Annotated in this window: 15 protein-coding genes and 5 pseudogenes; 10 read left to right on the top strand and 10 right to left on the bottom strand. The window is 57.5% G+C overall.

What is annotated here, in order from left to right:
* Positions 1 to 254: 254 nt before the first annotated feature.
* Positions 255 to 461 (top strand): hypothetical protein, encoded by a 207-nt coding sequence (locus AB6803_RS32670; RefSeq protein ID WP_371112723.1) that lies wholly within the window; start codon positions 255 to 257, stop codon positions 459 to 461.
* A 301-nt stretch (positions 462 to 762) separates the two neighbouring features.
* Here the strand turns inward: AB6803_RS32670 and AB6803_RS32665 are convergent, their stop codons facing one another.
* Positions 763 to 1707, bottom strand: a complete 945-nt coding sequence (locus AB6803_RS32665; protein WP_371112722.1) for a nucleotidyl transferase AbiEii/AbiGii toxin family protein — start codon at positions 1705 to 1707, stop codon at positions 763 to 765.
* Positions 1697 to 2284 (bottom strand): DUF6088 family protein, encoded by a 588-nt coding sequence (locus AB6803_RS32660; RefSeq protein ID WP_371112721.1) that lies wholly within the window; start codon positions 2282 to 2284, stop codon positions 1697 to 1699. The genes AB6803_RS32665 and AB6803_RS32660 overlap by 11 nt, the downstream gene beginning before the upstream one ends.
* Positions 2285 to 3017: 733 nt before the next feature.
* On the opposite strand from AB6803_RS32660, the gene AB6803_RS32655 reads away from it, so the two are divergent.
* A complete protein-coding gene (locus AB6803_RS32655; protein WP_371112720.1) occupies positions 3018 to 5147 on the top strand; it encodes a hypothetical protein in 2130 nt (709 codons plus the stop codon).
* Positions 5148 to 5166: 19 nt separating this feature from the next.
* Positions 5167 to 5550 carry a hypothetical protein gene (locus AB6803_RS32650; protein WP_371112719.1) on the top strand — a complete coding sequence of 128 codons (384 nt, stop codon included), beginning with the start codon at positions 5167 to 5169 and terminating at the stop codon, positions 5548 to 5550.
* 349 nt (positions 5551 to 5899) lie between these two features.
* Here AB6803_RS32650 and AB6803_RS32645 read toward each other — a convergent pair whose 3' ends face one another.
* The gene (locus AB6803_RS32645) at positions 5900 to 6853 is read right to left on the bottom strand and encodes a LysR family transcriptional regulator (RefSeq protein WP_371112718.1); all 954 of its coding nucleotides are present in this window, start codon (positions 6851 to 6853) and stop codon (positions 5900 to 5902) included.
* A gap of 93 nt (positions 6854 to 6946) precedes the next feature.
* On the opposite strand from AB6803_RS32645, the gene AB6803_RS32640 reads away from it, so the two are divergent.
* The gene (locus tag AB6803_RS32640) at positions 6947 to 7906 is read left to right on the top strand and encodes an MBL fold metallo-hydrolase (protein ID WP_371112725.1); all 960 of its coding nucleotides are present in this window, start codon (positions 6947 to 6949) and stop codon (positions 7904 to 7906) included.
* Positions 7907 to 8101: 195 nt separating this feature from the next.
* Here AB6803_RS32640 and AB6803_RS32635 read toward each other — a convergent pair.
* Positions 8102 to 8425 (bottom strand): annotated as a pseudogene (locus AB6803_RS32635) (LysR substrate-binding domain-containing protein); the annotation flags it as partial.
* Between the two features lies 1 nt (position 8426).
* On the opposite strand from AB6803_RS32635, the pseudogene AB6803_RS32630 reads away from it, so the two are divergent.
* Together AB6803_RS32630 and AB6803_RS32625 are read left to right on the top strand one after the other, a co-directional pair.
* Positions 8427 to 8585, top strand: a pseudogene (locus AB6803_RS32630) (Fic family protein); the annotation flags it as partial.
* A gap of 340 nt (positions 8586 to 8925) precedes the next feature.
* Positions 8926 to 9996 carry a GSU2403 family nucleotidyltransferase fold protein gene (locus tag AB6803_RS32625; protein ID WP_371112717.1) on the top strand — a complete coding sequence of 357 codons (1071 nt, stop codon included), beginning with the start codon at positions 8926 to 8928 and terminating at the stop codon, positions 9994 to 9996.
* Positions 9997 to 10247: 251 nt separating this feature from the next.
* Here the strand turns inward: AB6803_RS32625 and AB6803_RS32620 are convergent.
* Positions 10248 to 10622 (bottom strand): annotated as a pseudogene (locus AB6803_RS32620) (IS6 family transposase); the annotation flags it as partial.
* A 120-nt stretch (positions 10623 to 10742) separates the two neighbouring features.
* Here AB6803_RS32620 and AB6803_RS32615 point away from each other — a divergent pair.
* The 4 genes and pseudogenes from AB6803_RS32615 to AB6803_RS32600 all read left to right on the top strand — a co-directional run bounded on the left by AB6803_RS32615 (position 10743) and on the right by AB6803_RS32600 (position 13940).
* On the top strand, positions 10743 to 11729 hold the full coding sequence (locus AB6803_RS32615; protein ID WP_371112724.1) for a molybdopterin-dependent oxidoreductase: 987 nt from the start codon (positions 10743 to 10745) through the stop codon (positions 11727 to 11729).
* An 80-nt stretch (positions 11730 to 11809) separates the two neighbouring features.
* Positions 11810 to 12868 carry a PLP-dependent aminotransferase family protein gene (locus AB6803_RS32610; protein ID WP_371112716.1) on the top strand — a complete coding sequence of 353 codons (1059 nt, stop codon included), beginning with the start codon at positions 11810 to 11812 and terminating at the stop codon, positions 12866 to 12868.
* A gap of 123 nt (positions 12869 to 12991) precedes the next feature.
* Positions 12992 to 13275 (top strand): annotated as a pseudogene (locus AB6803_RS32605) (NADP oxidoreductase); the annotation flags it as partial.
* Between the two features lie 71 nt (positions 13276 to 13346).
* Complete coding sequence (locus tag AB6803_RS32600) at positions 13347 to 13940, top strand: substrate binding domain-containing protein (protein ID WP_371112715.1); 594 nt, start codon at positions 13347 to 13349, stop codon at positions 13938 to 13940.
* A 40-nt stretch (positions 13941 to 13980) separates the two neighbouring features.
* Here the strand turns inward: AB6803_RS32600 and AB6803_RS32595 are convergent.
* The 5 genes and pseudogenes from AB6803_RS32595 to AB6803_RS32575 form a co-directional block, all read right to left on the bottom strand.
* Positions 13981 to 14251: pseudogene (locus AB6803_RS32595) on the bottom strand (hypothetical protein).
* A 9-nt stretch (positions 14252 to 14260) separates the two neighbouring features.
* Complete coding sequence (locus AB6803_RS32590) at positions 14261 to 14560, bottom strand: DUF982 domain-containing protein (protein ID WP_371112714.1); 300 nt, start codon at positions 14558 to 14560, stop codon at positions 14261 to 14263.
* Positions 14561 to 14635: 75 nt separating this feature from the next.
* Positions 14636 to 15112, bottom strand: coding sequence for an Hsp20 family protein (locus AB6803_RS32585; RefSeq protein ID WP_371112713.1), 477 nt, complete (start codon positions 15110 to 15112; stop codon positions 14636 to 14638).
* Positions 15113 to 15351: 239 nt separating this feature from the next.
* The gene (locus AB6803_RS32580) at positions 15352 to 15642 is read right to left on the bottom strand and encodes a hypothetical protein (RefSeq protein WP_371112712.1); all 291 of its coding nucleotides are present in this window, start codon (positions 15640 to 15642) and stop codon (positions 15352 to 15354) included.
* A 94-nt stretch (positions 15643 to 15736) separates the two neighbouring features.
* Positions 15737 to 16009, bottom strand: a complete 273-nt coding sequence (locus AB6803_RS32575) for an usg protein (RefSeq protein WP_371112711.1) — start codon at positions 16007 to 16009, stop codon at positions 15737 to 15739.
* Positions 16010 to 16188 lie beyond the last annotated feature (179 nt).

Genomic DNA, 16188 nt, shown 5'->3' with positions numbered 1-16188 from the left:
ACGACCAACACAAACGATACCTAAGGCGGGTCACTTCTCGGTGGAAATGCCGGGTCAGCTCTCAGTGGAAATCAACATGCTATTCTCAGAATCAGCCATGATCCAAGCTCCATCAAGCTAGATTGTGGTTAGGCTGGGTTGCGTGCGCGAACACGCAATCCAGCCGACTGTGCGCCGATAAGAGTAAACGACGTCATTTATAACGTCAATAAACGGCGTCGTTTATATGGAAACTATTGTAACGAAGGCCTCTTATGGGACGACCGCCGCTGAATGTAAAAGATATCAAGATCCGTCTTTCTCCCGATACGAGGAGCCGGATTGAGGCACTGGTTGGCAATTATCAGATTGCGGCGTTCATTAGGGAAGCGATTGAGCGAGAGCTGGTACGGCAGGAAGCCGAGCGTAAAAAAGAAAGCCAAGATAAAAGTCACCTACCGGGCGACAACCAATCTTCTTAGCGGCGGTGGTTTGCGATCCGGCTAATGATTGAGGCTGGTCCGGGTATGCGACGACCCCGGAAGCCGCAGGCCTCGAGTTTATTCCCGAAAATGGTGGTGGCGCCGGCGTCCGCTTTTCCAAACTAAGAGATTGAACTGGCGCGGGTAGTGTCAGTAGTGTTGCCCCGGCCTTGAAGAGTTACGACTAGCCGCTCGAAGTCGATCTAGTCTCCGGTACCCAGACCGGTTGCTGCGGGGACCGTTCGGCACCAGCCGTGAATTAATCTCTTTGTGGAAGATCAGCCGGAATGCGACCGGACCGCTAGAGTCGCTCCGAGTTGGACGCGATACGCGCGAGGATCTCTTTCAGTTTGGGCCTGCCGCGGTAATATAGCGCCGCAGTCAGCTCATACGCGTGCTCGTAAAGTCCGAAGGTATCAGGGTCGGAGAGGCTGAATGCCGGATTGCTGCTGATATCGGGATTGTCGAGCTTCGGGAAACGCCGGTCTTTGTGGGTGCGATATGCATCTGTACCAATGAATGCTTGAACGTCCGGTTGGTCCAGCAGGCAATAGACGTCATAGTAATGCCGGAGGAAATTTGCAGGGAACCGCCCAGTTTCCTGCTGCTTGCGGTATTTTGTGGAGATGGTCTGGAGCTTTTCCACCAGGGTGTAGCCGGGTTCGTAGCAGGGCACAGCAAACGCACGATTATCGATCAGCTCGACGCGCGATGCCGCGTAATCGTAGGCCCAGGAACTGATATCCTTGTCGATGTTGGGCGCCACCGTATCGAAGCCCGCTTCGAGCAGCACGCCGTCCTTGAGCACCGACGTCGTGCCGGTTGTCTCCGGATAATGAAGTCGGATGCCCCCACTGCGATAACTCTCGTTGTCGAACTCCGTATCGCGCTCGATGCTTTTGATGCCGTCGATCGTGATTGTTTCGGCCAGCCAGTCATAGAACGCTTTGCGGCCTTCGCGATGTGCGGGCTTGTCATGATTGGGACCCGTCTTGACGCCCATCGCCTCGGGAGGCTCGATGCGGATATCGATGTCCTCGGAGAATCGGTCGATGATGCGGTAGCCCTTGGAGAGCGAGGTGCCGCCCTTCAGCTGGAATGCCATGCCCCACTGTTGCAGGCCGTACAGGCAGTGCATGATCCAGTAGTCTTTCTCGACCAGCATCGGCTGCACCTTCATCTCCTCGCCGACGATGCGCAGCAGTGCCCCAAAATCCTTATGATTATGCAGGAAATCAGCCGGCATGCGCGTCCGCTACGAGGCCGTTGAAGAATTTGCGAGTGCGCACCATGCCGTATTCCTTAGCGGCACGGGTGAGGGCGCGGCGATCGCCTTGTAGGGCACGTTCTTTCACGCGGGCCAGTACCTGTTCACGGTCTTCGGCCAAATGGTCGAGATTGTTGACCAGGTCGACCAGCAGGAACTCTTTGGTCAGGGTTTTGGGGAAGGCCGGTTTCTTACGAAATTCGAATTCCCGACCGCCCAGCGTGAAGTTGCCGTGGCGCTTAAGGTTGTAAACGACGGTCTTGTTATAGAGCTGCGTCGTTCCGACACCCAGGCTGTTATAGGCGTTAGGCGAGGTGACGAGATAACGGTCATCCTTCAGGAAGGCCTCGACGACAGCATCATCGTCGGCAGGAGCCTTCCCGAAGGCCGTCTGTTTCGGCCGGTGATAGACGCCGGTCGATAGTTTGGTCAAATACCCTTCCGCCAGCAGCTGCTGCAGGTGCCGATCGACAGACGACGACCACTGGGCTAGGTCCTCCCGACGGTAGACCTTGCCGGACCGCAGATGCTTTTTCAGTTCCTGTAACTTCGTCATGGGCTAGCTCCTGCACTCACCATAGCGAAATATGGGCATAAATGCAATTTTTTCCAAATTTCATGCAAAATGATGTGTGTCTTGGAGACCTAAAGAGCTGATGTAATGAGGCTATCTAGCACATTTTTTCCGAAGATCTCCCCCTACTGTAACAATGTAAATTCGGAGACAGCCTCACCTTCTGCAAGGTCATGGAATGACGGCGACTACATGCTGTGCCGTGTCAAACTCTATGTATTGGCCCGCATGGAGTAAAAAAACTCAAAGGTAAACTCCCTTCTAATCAACTATTTGCCAGCCTTCCTGGGTATTTCTGGTTCGTATCCCTTCACATCATACGGATCCGATTTTGTTGGCTATTGGAGTGCCCCCATTTCGCCGGACAGGTCAGCTATTGTGACGACTGCTTTGCGCCCTCATTCCAGCCGTTCAGATCGCGATGGCGATTTCCCAAAAGCTGCCCTCCGTTTTGCAGCCAGAGCGTTATAGCCTCCACAGTGGGATAACCGTCTCAGTATCTACGCGTTTGCGGAATGGGTAGTTTTAGGTACGATCCCGTGAGCCACAATAAAACGTGGGGTTGATGGGGGGCACATGCAGGATTTCAAAGAAGGGCATCCACAGTAGCGAATGTTAGTGTGCCTTTTTTTTGTTTGACGGAAGAGGTTAAGCTCGACGAATGGTCCGAAACCGAATCTCCCTTCGCAAGTACATTCGCTTCCAGCTCGAGCAGATGAGCGCATCCAACGAGCATCACCGCTTTGAGGATCTCGCCTTCGAATTATCGAGACTGCGGATCGCCTCGAACGTAGTACGCGCCACCGGCCCGGTGCAGGCAGGCGGCGATCAAGGGCGGGACTTCGAGACCTACCGCACCTACCTGAGCGGATCTCCGATCGGCAGCAACTCCTTCGTCGCCAGGGCTTCGGACGAGATCATCGTGTTCGCTTGCACGCTGAACAAGGCCATCGAGGGCAAGGTGAAATCGGATCTTGCGACGATCTTCGGCAGCGGTGATCGGCCGAACGCGGTGACCTATCTCTGCGCGCCCGACGTTCCGGTTGCGATGCGTCACAAGCTGCAGGATTACTGCCAGGCCCAATACGCTGCAAAGCTGACGCTACTGGATGGGCAGACGATCTCGGACATGCTGACCGATCCCGACACATTCTGGATCGCCGAGGAATTCCTATCGGTTCCGGCCGAGCTCTTCCCACCGGTCTTGGTGGACGAGGAATACCAGGCGCTGAAGGAGAAATGGTTGGCCGAGTCACTGGACGGTGGGCCCTCCAACCTAGCCGAGTTCCTCGAGATCAAACGCGGGATGCGCCGAGCCACTTTCGAGGAGAACGCCAGGCCCGATCTCGATCGGTGGATCAGGCGAATGGAGCCTCTGAAAGATATCCCAGGGCTGCGACGCAAGGTTCTCTACGAGATCGCCGTCGCCACCCTGCGCGGGAAGGGTTTCCTCGATGCTGAGGACGGGGCGCTCGGGGAGTACTTCTCGACCCTCCCGATCGATGCGCCGCTCGAGGACATCGAGGACATCGTCTATCTCGCCTCTTACACCTCGACGGCGCGGGCGCTTGGCCACCTTCGTGGTGCGACCGATGAGATCGACGGCTGGGTCGGCGAGGCGGCAGAGGCGGTCGATCGAGGCCTGCGGCTCCATGCCGCGCGGTCCAGCCAGTTCCGGCTCCTCAGCCTGCGCGGCCATGTCGAGATGATGGACTTCTGGCACCACGGCGCGACCGAGGCCGCGGGCAAGGCCATATTGACATGGAACCGTGCTGCCGACATTGCAGCGGAAGACCCATTGAGCGATGCGTCGACCCTGGCAGACCTCATCCTGATCATTGCTCCAGCACTGGGGTCGCGCACCGACTTCCAGGATCTCACCGACAAGATCGACAGGTTGGTGTCGGAGCGCGAAGGCAAGGCCGCAGCAGGCGACCTGGCTCGTGATCGAGCAGTGGCATTTGCGGAATCGGGGCAGTTTCTCCTCGCCATCGATCAGTTGCAGCGAGCCAAGGAGAACTGGTTCAACGCCGAGACGCTTAGGGGATCGGTGCTCGCCATGCTTTTGCTGTCCCAGTGGTACGCGGAACTGCACTTGCCCCATGCCGCCAGGTACCACACCTCCATGGCGCTCTACACGATCGTCAGGGCCGACGACGGTGGACTTGGTGAGATGTCGGTCCGCAGCGGGTTCTTGCTGGCGGACACGTTCTTCCTCGCCGGCGAGATGCTGAGTTACCTCGCTTGCGTTGGTCTCGTCCTGCCGATGCACTCCAGCTACCGGGTTGACCCCGATGACGCCGAGCTGCATGACGACTTCGCGCGTGCAATCGCCCAGGGTGCGGTGATCCTCGCAACCGCGCCAGTCGTCGCGCCCGAGATCGTCCAGCGCGCCAGAGCCATCGTCGATGGCTGGAACGTGGATGATGCTTACAAGGGGGCCATAGAAAAGGCGACCAAGTCGCCGCCGTGGTTCGGCATGTCGCATGATGAGGTCGTTTCCAAGCTGAAAGTGGAGATCGGTCAGGACTTCGTCAACGACGCTCTGGGCGAGGTGCGCATCTCATGGAAGGCGCTGGGTCTAAAATGGACGATACTTGCGCCGTGGCGGTTGCGCCGGCGTGCAGAGGCACTCGCTGCCACACTCCAGATTGCCCTGACCGATCTGGCCAGCACCGATCTCGTGGTGATCCCCTCGGCAGTCGAATTGCGCCTGCAGGTCGGCAGCGCCAAGTGGGATACCCGACACGAGCCAGACAACGAAAAGTTGTCGTGGGTGCTCTCGCTGCCCATCGACGACGACAAGTCCAACGACCCCGAAGTGCTGGAGCGCGAAGCACGATAGAGGGATCAAGGATTGGGAGTTGATAACGATCATCCTCAACATCGCCCTGAACCAGTCAGCGAAGGCCGATCCATCGAGGATCTCGGCGGGCGGAATGGACGCATACCGCCGCGAACTGGCGGCAGCGAGCGAAGTACTTATGTCCGGCGGTGGTCCACCGTTCGACCCAGCATGGCTCAGGTCGGAGGACTGGCCGATGCACGTGCGGACCTTCATCATGGCTGTGGCCAGTTCGTGGGGCTTGGTCAGCAATCGCCAGACACCGAATTTCGATGCCTTCAGGGCACTGCTGGAGAACCGATTTCATCATCTCGATGATGACCTCCCCCACGACAACTGGTTCGGATGGGCGGATCCCGTCGATGGGGATCAGTCTAACACTGAGGAAGAGCCGAGTATTTAATATGCAGGTGAACCAATTGATGCGGGACTGCACTAGCTTCAGCCCCAAGCCTATATACCCAGCGGCCTGCGTCCTGAACCCGGCCTAGTGAAGCGCTGTTTAGGCCAAAGCCGCGGGCCAGCCCGCCACATCACTGAAATGAGAAACCTTAACTCGGAATGTCCGCTCTTCGCCAGCCGGCTCCTATAGCCGTCGGACTGCTTTCGGCCCCAAAACGGTCATTCCATCAAGGTCGAGCCGATCTATGGTTTCGAAGAATTGGAGTTGGAGGACTGTTTATAATAACAGTGTCGTCGGTTCGATTCCATTCAAGGCGAGGACTTCAGACACATGCTGATCGCCACGCCCGTCAGGCCGCAATATCCGCGACGTTGCTCCCATTTGTTCTTAGCATTGCTTCACGGATTTGTTGCCGCAACCAAGCGCAACCGAGATCGCTGTCCATCTGAAGCGGCCACACCATGGACACGGGTGGAAAAGAAAGTGCCAGTGGCACCGGGCTGACCTCAAGTCCCAATAGCGGCCCATAACGAAGCGCTATGCGCGAGGACACGGTGGCAATGACTGCAGATGAGCGTGCTGTTGCCAATATCGACATGAAATCCGGAGCCGCCGCCACTACGTCCAGTTCTGCCCCCGCATGCTCCAGTGCATCCTTGACGCAGCCATGGAGACTATCAGTCTGCGAAATCACGGCGTGCTGTGCCGCCATATAGGCATCGAGGCTTACGGGCCCGGAGAGATTCAGCAGTTGCGGATTGAAACAGCACAATACGCTGGACTGATAAAGCGGCTCGCAATGGTGTCGTGAATCCGGGAGATAGCTGCATCCCACAGACAGGTCGACGACGCCTGAATCCAGCATCGCCTCGATCTCCAGTGCATCGCCGCCGCGAGCCAGAATACGAATGCCCGGCGCGATATCGCGCAACCGAGCGGTCAGGTCGGGCAGCAACAATAGTTCCACCTCGCTGGACAGCCCCAGCCTGAATGTACGTCGCTCGGTGGCCGGATCGAATGCGTCTGCCATCAACACGGCGGCCTGTGCCTGTCGCAGAGCCTGCCGCACCGGGCCGGATAAATTCAGCGCCCGTGCCGTGGGCTTCATCGCCTGTCCTACGCGGATGAACAGCTCGTCCTGAAACAGCGTGCGCAATGTCGAGATGTTGTGGCTCATGGCAGGCTGCTGGATCTTCAAGCGCTGCGCTGCCCGGGTCACACTCATCTCCTCCATCATCGCATCGAAGGCAACGAGAAGATTGAGGTCGAAGGAACGAAGATTGAAATGATCGATGACTTGCATGAGCTATATCGATTTGATTGCTGACGGGAGCATCCTTAGCTGATGGGTAGGAACTTGCAAGCCGTTCCACACCATCACGTAAGGAGCAAACCCATGCCATCTCGTCGTTCCATTCTCAAAAGCGCTTTGACTGGCTTCGTCGCAGCGCCCTTCGTCGCGCCGTCAATCGTCTTCGCCAAGGCACCTTTTGCCGCTGTTCAGGCACCGGGTTTCTACCGGCTGAAGATCGGCTCCGTAGAGGTCACAGCCCTGTCGGACGGCACCGTTGCCCTGCCGCTCGCCAAGCTCTACACCAACACTAGCGAAGAACACGCGCAGGGCGTTTTGAATGATGCCTTTCTGCCGGAAATCGTACCAACTTCCGTCAACGCATTCCTGGTCAACACTGGCGAAAGACTGGTGCTCGTCGACGCAGGCACCGGTACCTATTTGGGCCCATCGCTCGGCAAGCTCGTGTCCAACATCGAGGCTTCCGGATACAAGGTAGGTGACATTGACGATCTCATCCTCACCCATATTCATACCGATCATTCCGGTGGGTTGATGAGCGATGGCAAACGCACTTTCCCCAACGCCACACTACGGGTCAATGAGCGGGAGGCGAAATTCTGGCTGAGCCCGGAAAACGCCAAAGCGGCGACCGGCATCGTCAAGCAGCATTTTGGCGAGGCAGACCAGTGCGTGACGCCTTACGTGCAAGCTGGAAAATTTGAAACATTCGGAGATAACCAAGCACCCGTCCCGGGTCTGGGCTCGATTCTTTATGCGGGACATACGCCGGGTCACAGCGCTATTACGTTGGAAAGTGAAGGCCAGAAGATCGTCTTCTGGGGCGACATTACCCATGGTGATATCCTGCAATTCGATGAGCCCGGCATCGCCATAGAATTCGATATCGATCAGAAGGCCGCCGTTGCTGCCCGCGACGTCGCCTTTAAGGAGGCGGTGGAAGGCAAATATCATGTGGCAGGCGCCCATATTGCGTTTCCCGGAATCGGCCACGTGCGTACAGATAGCACCAATTATGACTGGCTCCCGGTCAACTATTCCTAGGATTAGGATTGACCGTCGGATCAAGCGATGGCTCGACGAGGCTCGAAATAGCCTCGTCTCCCGCAGCGACAAAGGTCGTTCTCTGCAAGTCCGGCGGTCGGCACGTACCGTACCCGGTTGGGGTGGAGCGGACCGAAAAGCAGAGGGTTCTATGGGTGCCGTCACGACGCACCCAGCCCGTTGTCGCCACGAGTGCTAGGGCTGTGTCGATCTATAGGCGCGAACATGGTCGATGAGCGCACGCAGCTTGGGCGCCATATTGCGGCGATTGGGAAAATAAAGGAAGAACCCTGGAAAGGCGGGCAGGTACTCGTCCAAAGTGGTGACCAACTCGCCGCGATCGATGTATGGGCGAAACGTCTCCTCAAGCGCAAATGTGATTCCGCCGCCCGCGAGCGCAGTCCGGATCATCAAATACAGATCGTTCGTGGTGATTTGCGGCTCGACGGCGACGTCGAAAGGTATGCCACCTTCCTCGAACTCCCATCGATACGGGGCAGCGCTTGGAGACGGACGCCAGACAGGCCTTTCCGCGCCGACTGTCAATGCAGCGCTCGCTGACTTGGAGCGTCTGGGGATTGTCGAGGAGGTGACAGGTCGCAAGCGTGGCCGTGTCTTCAGCTATCGTAGATATCTCGCAATCCTAAGCGAAGGCACTGATCCGCTGCCTGTTACGTGACTAAAATCACGGGTGGCAAGTTCGAATCTCTTTAAGACCAAGGATTCGGGCACGCTTATTTGAGGGTGCTTACCTTAACTCCTCTCTCTTTAAGCGAAGCGTTGCTTGCTTAAATAGCTTTCTCGGCGCCGTTATAATGTCTCAGCAGAAACATTATAACTGACAGTCTGTTGACCAGAAAGCAGAGGAGCTATAATGTTTCTGCCATAACATTATAACGGATCAACGCCCGCGATGAGCTTGGTCGATTTCTTCCAAGAAAGGCGGGGGATTTAAGAAGGCGATGGCCGATCTGAAGGGTAGGAAATAGGCTGCGGCAAATGCGAAGGAGGAGCAAGGCATGAGGCGGATCGACATCACATATCGAACGATGTTCGCGGAGCTGGCGCAGCGTTCGCTTGATGGGCAATTTCAAGCCGACTTCCCACTTGAGGGTCGGTTCGTCACGGTCCCGGTCAAGGGCCGCGAATACTGGTATTTCGATCTCCCTACCCCCGAGGGCGACAAGCGGCGCTACGTGGGACCGCACAGCGACGAAGAGATCACAGCTCGAGTGAACGCTCACAAGGAAATCAAGGACGATCTCCGCGAGCGTAGACGGATGGTCGGGACGCTCCTGCGAAACGGCGGGATGCAGGGACCGGACGATTTCGCGGGCGACATCACGAAGGCACTCGCGGACGCTGGCCTCTTCCGGCTGCGGGCCGTCCTGATCGGATCTGTGGCATTCGGCTGTTACGCGGGCCTGCTCGGTGTTCGACTGCCATCGACGGCGATGCAAACGGGGGACGCCGATTTCGCGCAGGATTTTGCGATCAGCTCGGAGGTCGGGGATAGCCTGCCGCCTGTTCGGGAAATCCTACAGTCCATCGACAAGACATTCCGGGCAGTCCCGCACCAGGCCGACAAGGCAAAGGTCGTGGCGTTCGTGAATAGCAAGGGCTACCGTGTGGAATTCCTGACGGGCAACCGGGGATCGGGCGAGCATACGGGTAAACCGTCGCCCATGCCCGCCCTCGGCGGCGCGTCGGCGGAAAACCTGCGGTTCCTCGATTATCTGATCTACGAACCCGTGCGGACCGTCCTGTTGCACCGTCATGGAGTGAGCGTGATTGTCCCGGCTCCCGAACGTTACGCTATCCACAAGCTCATCGTGGCCTCTAGGCGGCTCACTGACGCGCTTGGCAGGGCAAAGCGCGACAAGGATCTACTGCAAGCCTCGTTACTCTTCGAGGCTCTGCTGGAAACACGGCAGGGTGATGTGCTGGCCGATGCCTACCGTGAGGCATGGGATCGGGGCAAGGCATGGCAGGAGGGCATCATTTCCGGATTGGCGATGATGCCTGACAATGGCAAGGCGGCACTAGCGACCGCCATGGGCGCATTTATGGATGAATTTGGGAAGGGGTAACCTCGTACCGATCGATCGAGATGCCTCCGATTATGCCTCCGATCATTTTTTTAATCATGGCGCGGATTTAGCCGAAAATCGCGTCCTCGGCTGCTCCAATCCGGCGACGACCTCGGCAATGGGATTCGTCACGTTATCGAGCGAGGATTGACTTATTGTGCAGCAGTTTGAGATCAGGCACCGGCGCCGGTCACGGCTTTCCAAAGCGCCGTTGCGCGGATGCAGTGAATTTGGATGGCGGGAGCGGAGCGTCTGTGCGAACGGCCTTGCGCTTTCAAAAGCTTTCGTATCAAGCGCTTTGCAGCCTTAGCATTGCGGCGGCTTTGCACCAACACGTCGAGAACAAAGCCGTCCTGATCAACCGCGCGCCAAAGCCAGTGTTTCTTTCCACCGATGGTGATGACAACCTCATCAAGGTGCCATTTGTCGCCCAGCCTGCCGGCTGATCGCTTGCGGATATCATTGGCAACGTGTCTGCCGAATTTCTCAGCCCAGAGCCGCACGGTCTGGTGAGAGACGATGACGCCACGGGCTGCCAGCAAATCCTCGACCATCCGCAGGCTGAGCAGGAACCGGAAACAGAGCCAAACGGCATGGGCAATCACCTCCGCTCGAAAATGCTCGATTAACGTTACAGTGCCCCGCTATGTGTAACTTTCACGTATCTGATATGCGCGAAAGTTACAGGCATGCCCCTCCATCTCGTCGGCGAAAACATCGATAAAACCCGCGCAGGGGGAAAGGCGATGACGAGGATGGGTATGCACATGGTAAAGAGGGGTTTCTCCTTCCAAGGTCCGGCCGAAGGCGTTCATGCCCTGAAATCTTGGATCACCCCGGAGGACGATCTTTTTCTGGTCACGCATATGGGGTTCCTGAACATCGACCCCGACCATTGGCATCTCGATGTCGATGGCCTCGTCGACAATCCAACAAGGTTGCGTCTCTCGGATCTTCAAGCCATGCCTCAGCGCAAGTACATGTCATTTCACGAATGCGCTGGAAGCCCGCTTGCGCCGACAGTCGCCAAGCGTAGGATCGGAAATGTGGTTTGGAAAGGCGTGCCGCTGTCGCTTGTTCTGGAACGTGCAAAGATCAGCACCGATGCGTCGTACATATGGACGTCCGGCCTCGAGTGGGGCGAATACGCGGAAATTGAAGAAGCCTATCAAAAAGACCTGCCTATCGAGAAAGCGCTTGCAGAAGAGGTTCTTCTCGCACTTGAGATCAACGGTAAGCCGCTCACTGCGGAGCGCGGAGGTCCGGTTCGACTGGTTGTGCCGGGTTGGTACGGAACGAACTCTGTAAAGTGGGTTGGTTCAATTACGGCCGCGAACCGGCGGGCGAGCGGCGCCTATACGACGCGCTTCTATAACGATGGAACCGCTTCGGGAATGAGGCCTGTTTGGAGTGTCGCCCCGGAGTCGGTGATCGTGTCGCCCTCCCCGAATGATCTGCTGTCAACTGACGTGCCAACGAAAATATGGGGCTGGGCCTGGGGAGATCGTCAGATATCAAGCGTCGAAGTCAGCATAGATGGAGGAGGCTTGTGGCAGAGTGCCTTTGTGGGTTCGCGCGAGAATAGAAGTTGGCAGCGGTTTGAGTTGCCATGGACCCCAACATCCGGCCAGCATGTCCTGCTATCTCGCTGCACCAACGAGATTGGCGAAAGACAGCCGGCATCGAACGCAAGAAACGCGGTCCACTCGGTCCAAGTTCAAGCAGGTGCCTAGGCCGTGCTCAAAGCAACCTGAGACGCGTCATTAGTGGGCAGACTCGGCTGTCGGTCGGCGGTGGAGAAAGGCGAGTCACCATGCCGATAAGCAATGTGAGACTGGCGAAAGGATTGGCGACCTTCCTCACTCATCGCGCGAGACAAGCCTACGACGATCCGGCTGGCAACATCGCTTTGCGGAAGTCGTTGCATGGTTACGTCTGGCGATCGCGTGGCATCATTTGCGATCTCGATCAGATCATCGTTATCAACGGTTCCCAGCAAGCGCTTGACCTGTGCGCTCGGGTTCTCGTCAATCCAGGTGACAAGGTCGTCCTCGAAGATCCATGTTATGCCATGGCGCGCAATGTCATGATCGCCGTCGGCGCGACTGCAGTTGCCGTGCCATGCGGCGATCAAGGTATGGACACCGCATTGTTGCCGGACGTTGGTGAATTCGCTCTGGCCTATGTAACCCCTAGCCATCAGTTCCCGCTTGGCGGCGTTCTATCTGTGGGCCGACGTCAAGCATTGATGGAGTGGGCACGTGCTTCTGGAGCCTATGTGGTCGAGGATGATTATGACGGCGAGTATCGCTACGGCGTGAGCCCGATCCCACCCCTATACCAGTTGGGCGAAGGACGGGTCATCTACGTCGGCACTGTTTCGAAAACCCTGTCCCCGGCGCTCCGGCTTGGCTACATGATCCTTCCGAAAGCCCTTGTGGGGCCGTTCGTCCACTGCAAGCAGTTCGCCGATCGCCACACATCGACATACGAACAGGAAGCACTCGCTTCTCTCCTCACGACCGGTGCATATGAACGGCACGTCCGCCGAATGAGACGCGCGAATGCGAACCGTCGAGAGGTATTCCTGACGGCGATGGCTGAAACGTTCGGCGACGAGATTGAAATCGTCGGCACGTCCGCCGGACTTCATGTGGTCGTTTGGTTCAACCATCTCAAAGCACAGGAAGAGGATAATCTCGCAACCAGGGCCACGGAGAATGGCGTCGGTATATATCCGGTGTCTCGTCTCTATTCCACGGCGACCGAACCACGTGCGGGCTTCGTATTCGGATATGCGTCCATGCCAACGTTATCGATCAGCACGGGGGTCAATCATCTGGGCAGCTTTTTTCGTTTGGGCCGGAACTAGCAGTCACGCTATTGCCGGTTGTCTTGGACGTCGCCCACTTCATTTTCGGCCGCGAGAAGGAACCATTTCTGAGCCTCCCGAGCGGAAGGGTCGAACGCACGACGCCGCAGAATATCCTGGCATGCAGGCACACGAGAGGAGGCGGCTTCGAAAGACATGGTGATTGTTGCCGTCAGTTGGTCCAAACTGCCTGTGGCGCTGGCGGGACTTCCGAATTTCGGCGGCCGGATCGTCATCGATGCCAATAATTCGATCGAAGCGCCGGTCTTCAAACCCGCCGACATGCACGGACGGAGCTCGTCCGAGGTCTTTGTCGATCTCGTGCCCGGCGCACGAGTGGTGAAGGCCTTCAACCGCATCTGGTGGCCGGCGATCCTGCCAGCAATGGAGGCAAGCGAGTGCTCTACGGCACGCGCGTGATCATTCCGGCACTGGCGACGTTCCTGGCCCGGCATCCGGATCTTGGGTCGAGATGATCATGAGCGACGCGCGTCAAAACCTGATCACGGATGGGGTCGATGTCGCCATCCGCCTGGGCGTCGGACCGCTGGATGACTCCACCTTCGGCGCCCGCAGGCTGGCGCTGGTCGAGCGACTGGTGGTGGCGGCACCGGCCTATCTCTCGGCACACGGCGCGCCGGCCAATCCTGATGAGCTCGCCCGACACGATTGTATCGTCCAGCAGGGCCTGTTTGGTCGCGAGAGCTGGCGCTTCACTCACAATCAGACCGTCACTTCCGTCGATGTTTCCGCAAAGCTCTGGATCAATTCGGCGCCGGGCATTCTGGCGGCGGCTGTCGCGGGGCTGGGCATCGCGCTGGCGACCCGCGTCATGGCAGGAGAGGAGCTGCGCACTGGCCAGCTTAAACATCTGCTGGAACACCACCTGCTCGATCCGGCCGAAGTTTACGCTGTCTTCCCGGCAGGTCCAAGGCCATCGGCCAAGGTCCGGGCGAACGTCGATCACCTCGGAGCGTCGCGGATTGAAGATGCTTTGGTAATGTCCGAGCCGTTCAGCGGGCCGGAACTTGCTGCGGTAATTGACCAGGCGAGAAATGCCAACCTAAAATGACGCACCCCTCGTGCAACAGCCCGCGTTAACGCACGATCCGTCAGATACCATAGCGCCGATCGAGTTCTATGAGAGCCGACTGCACTTCATCGATCGAGATTGGAGTTGTTCCCGGTAGCTGACGAAGGGCCGGATTCGAAAGCGTAAAAGTCCGACGCCCAGGCGGCGAGGATCGCACGCTTGTCATCGGGGGAAAGAGCCGGTGATTTCACCACGTCCATCGGACGCTGAAGCTGCATGCCCTGAAGCAGGACCGTTGGGCCCATCGCCATCGCATTGTTGATGGCCTGCTGCAACATGCTGTGCATCATCGGCCTACCTCATCGCACATGCGGATCTTTTTCTCGCCGCAAGCGCGACGCGGCGATCACGTCGGTTTCCGGCGCGAGTAGGTCGTGTTTCTCGGCAAAGGCGGCAAACAGGCCGCGCGCGGTTTCCGCTTCGATTTCACCGCGCAGCGCGGCACGGCATGCCCTGAGCGCAACCAAGTGCGCGCCGTCCCGCTGCGAAGCAGGCCATTCAACGAGATGCCGGTAGGCGTCCATCACACCGCGGACCTCGGCCGGAAAGCCGAGGCCGACAAGAATGGAAACAGGCTGCCTGAACATATCGGGTTTCATCGCTCTCTCCTTCCCAACCCGGAATGCTGATGGGCGCCGTCGCCACGGCGCCCCTTGTTGAGTGGACTACCTAGATTAAGCCGCCTTCTGCGCTTCGATCTGCGCTGGAACAGCTGAATGCTCCAAAGCAGCCTCGCTCTGGATCGAGATCTTGCGCGGTTTCAGTGCTTCCGGAATTTCACGAACGAGCTCAATTGACAGAAGACCGTTGCTCAGATCCGCTCCGTTGACCCTGACATGGTCCGCCAGCTCGAACCGGTGTTCGAACGGACGGCCGGCAATGCCGCGATGCAGGTAGCCTTCATTTACTGCCTCCTGCTTCTTACCCGTGACGGTCAGAAGGTTGGACTGGAAGGTGATTTCGAGATCGTCCTGCGCGAAGCCCGCCACCGCAATCGAGATCCGGTAGCTGTCATCGCCGGTCTTGACAATGTCATAGGGCGGCCAGTCGCTGATCGAGCGGGCGCGCTGCGCGTTTTCCAAAAGGTTGAACACCCGATCGAAACCGACGCTCGAGCGGAACAGAGGTGCGTAGTCGTAAGATGTTGCCATAGCCATATCCTCCTTGAAGCAACATGGGTACGGAAGCGCCGAAAGCGGCGCCCCCAGCAAGGCCAGCCCTGTGATCAGCGGCTAGCGACGATCGAATTGGTTTTTGACAATTTCGGATTCAAGAGCGGACGAAGAAAAAATTCGCTCAGTTTGTCCGAATATGGACTTCCTGAATTGCACGCAGCAGACACTGCTCGTCCATGCGAAGAGATTGGTTGGTCCGATTGTCTCCAATGCGCTTAATGTACAGACCGGCTGACAACCCGATGCGGATAGGCTGCCTTGAATTGCGATATCATCGCACATGCCTGTTGCAAAACCCGCTCCGTCATCTCGGGCTTGTCGCGAGCAAGTTTATCGGCATTGACGCGGATCGCCTCTGCCATATTCGCAGAAAGCACTGCAAAGCGCCCCTCACCATACACCAGAGCCTCCTGTGAGGCGGTCTCTAGCCACCGGGCGAAATCGACGATGATCTCTTCCCTTTCCGGGATGCTGGCGCTCTTGATGATGTTGATGTTTTCTTCCATGCGGTCTCACTCTAAACAGACGTTCGATAGCAACCGAGCTCGTCGAGCTTCGATCGCCCGGAGAGTTAGGAAGAGAAAAATCCGGATTCAAGCCTCAGTGCAGTTTGAAGTCACCATCGACGCGCCGCCACTCATTGGGGCCGATCAGGCGCTGGTGGCTGTAGCGAACAGAATGCAGCGGCCCATCGAGGGAAGCCTGCCAGAAATCCAGGAACCTGCGCATTTCGGGAAAGTCGGGGGCGAGATCGTAATCCTGCCAGACATAGGTCTGCAGGACGGATTCGAAATCGGGAATGCGATAGAGGATATGCGCTGTGGTAAGGCCATAACCGTTGAGCTGGCGCTCAAGATCTGACGAAAACTGCATGCTTCATCTCCTTTTCATAGCAGTCGAGAGGATGACGTAAGTCCACTCGGTCATCAATCTCTTTTCAAACGCCACCTCTTGCTTTGTTATTCCTTTACAGCATGTTAGCAGCCGCCAAGATCGAGTGCTAATTTTTCTCCATCGCCCCCTTGAAATCGAAAAATCTCGAAAATAAATTT

The sequence above is a fragment of the Rhizobium sp. RCC_161_2 genome, from assembly GCF_041355235.1.
In the GTDB taxonomy this organism is placed as follows: Bacteria; Pseudomonadota; Alphaproteobacteria; order Rhizobiales; family Rhizobiaceae; genus Rhizobium.
The sequence above is the reverse complement of the archived record's forward strand: the minus strand, read 5'-3'. Positions and strand labels throughout refer to the sequence as shown.

Coding starts and splice junctions, on each gene's coding strand:
- AB6803_RS32670 (WP_371112723.1), top strand. CDS start 255: ATGGGACGACCGCCGCTGAATGTAAAAGATATCAAGATCCGTCTTTCT.
- AB6803_RS32665 (WP_371112722.1), bottom strand. CDS start 1,707: ATGCCGGCTGATTTCCTGCATAATCATAAGGATTTTGGGGCACTGCTG.
- AB6803_RS32660 (WP_371112721.1), bottom strand. CDS start 2,284: ATGACGAAGTTACAGGAACTGAAAAAGCATCTGCGGTCCGGCAAGGTC.
- AB6803_RS32655 (WP_371112720.1), top strand. CDS start 3,018: ATGAGCGCATCCAACGAGCATCACCGCTTTGAGGATCTCGCCTTCGAA.
- AB6803_RS32645 (WP_371112718.1), bottom strand. CDS start 6,853: ATGCAAGTCATCGATCATTTCAATCTTCGTTCCTTCGACCTCAATCTT.
- AB6803_RS32640 (WP_371112725.1), top strand. CDS start 6,947: ATGCCATCTCGTCGTTCCATTCTCAAAAGCGCTTTGACTGGCTTCGTC.
- AB6803_RS32625 (WP_371112717.1), top strand. CDS start 8,926: ATGAGGCGGATCGACATCACATATCGAACGATGTTCGCGGAGCTGGCG.
- AB6803_RS32615 (WP_371112724.1), top strand. CDS start 10,743: ATGACGAGGATGGGTATGCACATGGTAAAGAGGGGTTTCTCCTTCCAA.
- AB6803_RS32610 (WP_371112716.1), top strand. CDS start 11,810: ATGCCGATAAGCAATGTGAGACTGGCGAAAGGATTGGCGACCTTCCTC.
- AB6803_RS32600 (WP_371112715.1), top strand. CDS start 13,347: ATGAGCGACGCGCGTCAAAACCTGATCACGGATGGGGTCGATGTCGCC.
- AB6803_RS32590 (WP_371112714.1), bottom strand. CDS start 14,560: ATGAAACCCGATATGTTCAGGCAGCCTGTTTCCATTCTTGTCGGCCTC.
- AB6803_RS32585 (WP_371112713.1), bottom strand. CDS start 15,112: ATGGCAACATCTTACGACTACGCACCTCTGTTCCGCTCGAGCGTCGGT.
- AB6803_RS32580 (WP_371112712.1), bottom strand. CDS start 15,642: ATGGAAGAAAACATCAACATCATCAAGAGCGCCAGCATCCCGGAAAGG.
- AB6803_RS32575 (WP_371112711.1), bottom strand. CDS start 16,009: ATGCAGTTTTCGTCAGATCTTGAGCGCCAGCTCAACGGTTATGGCCTT.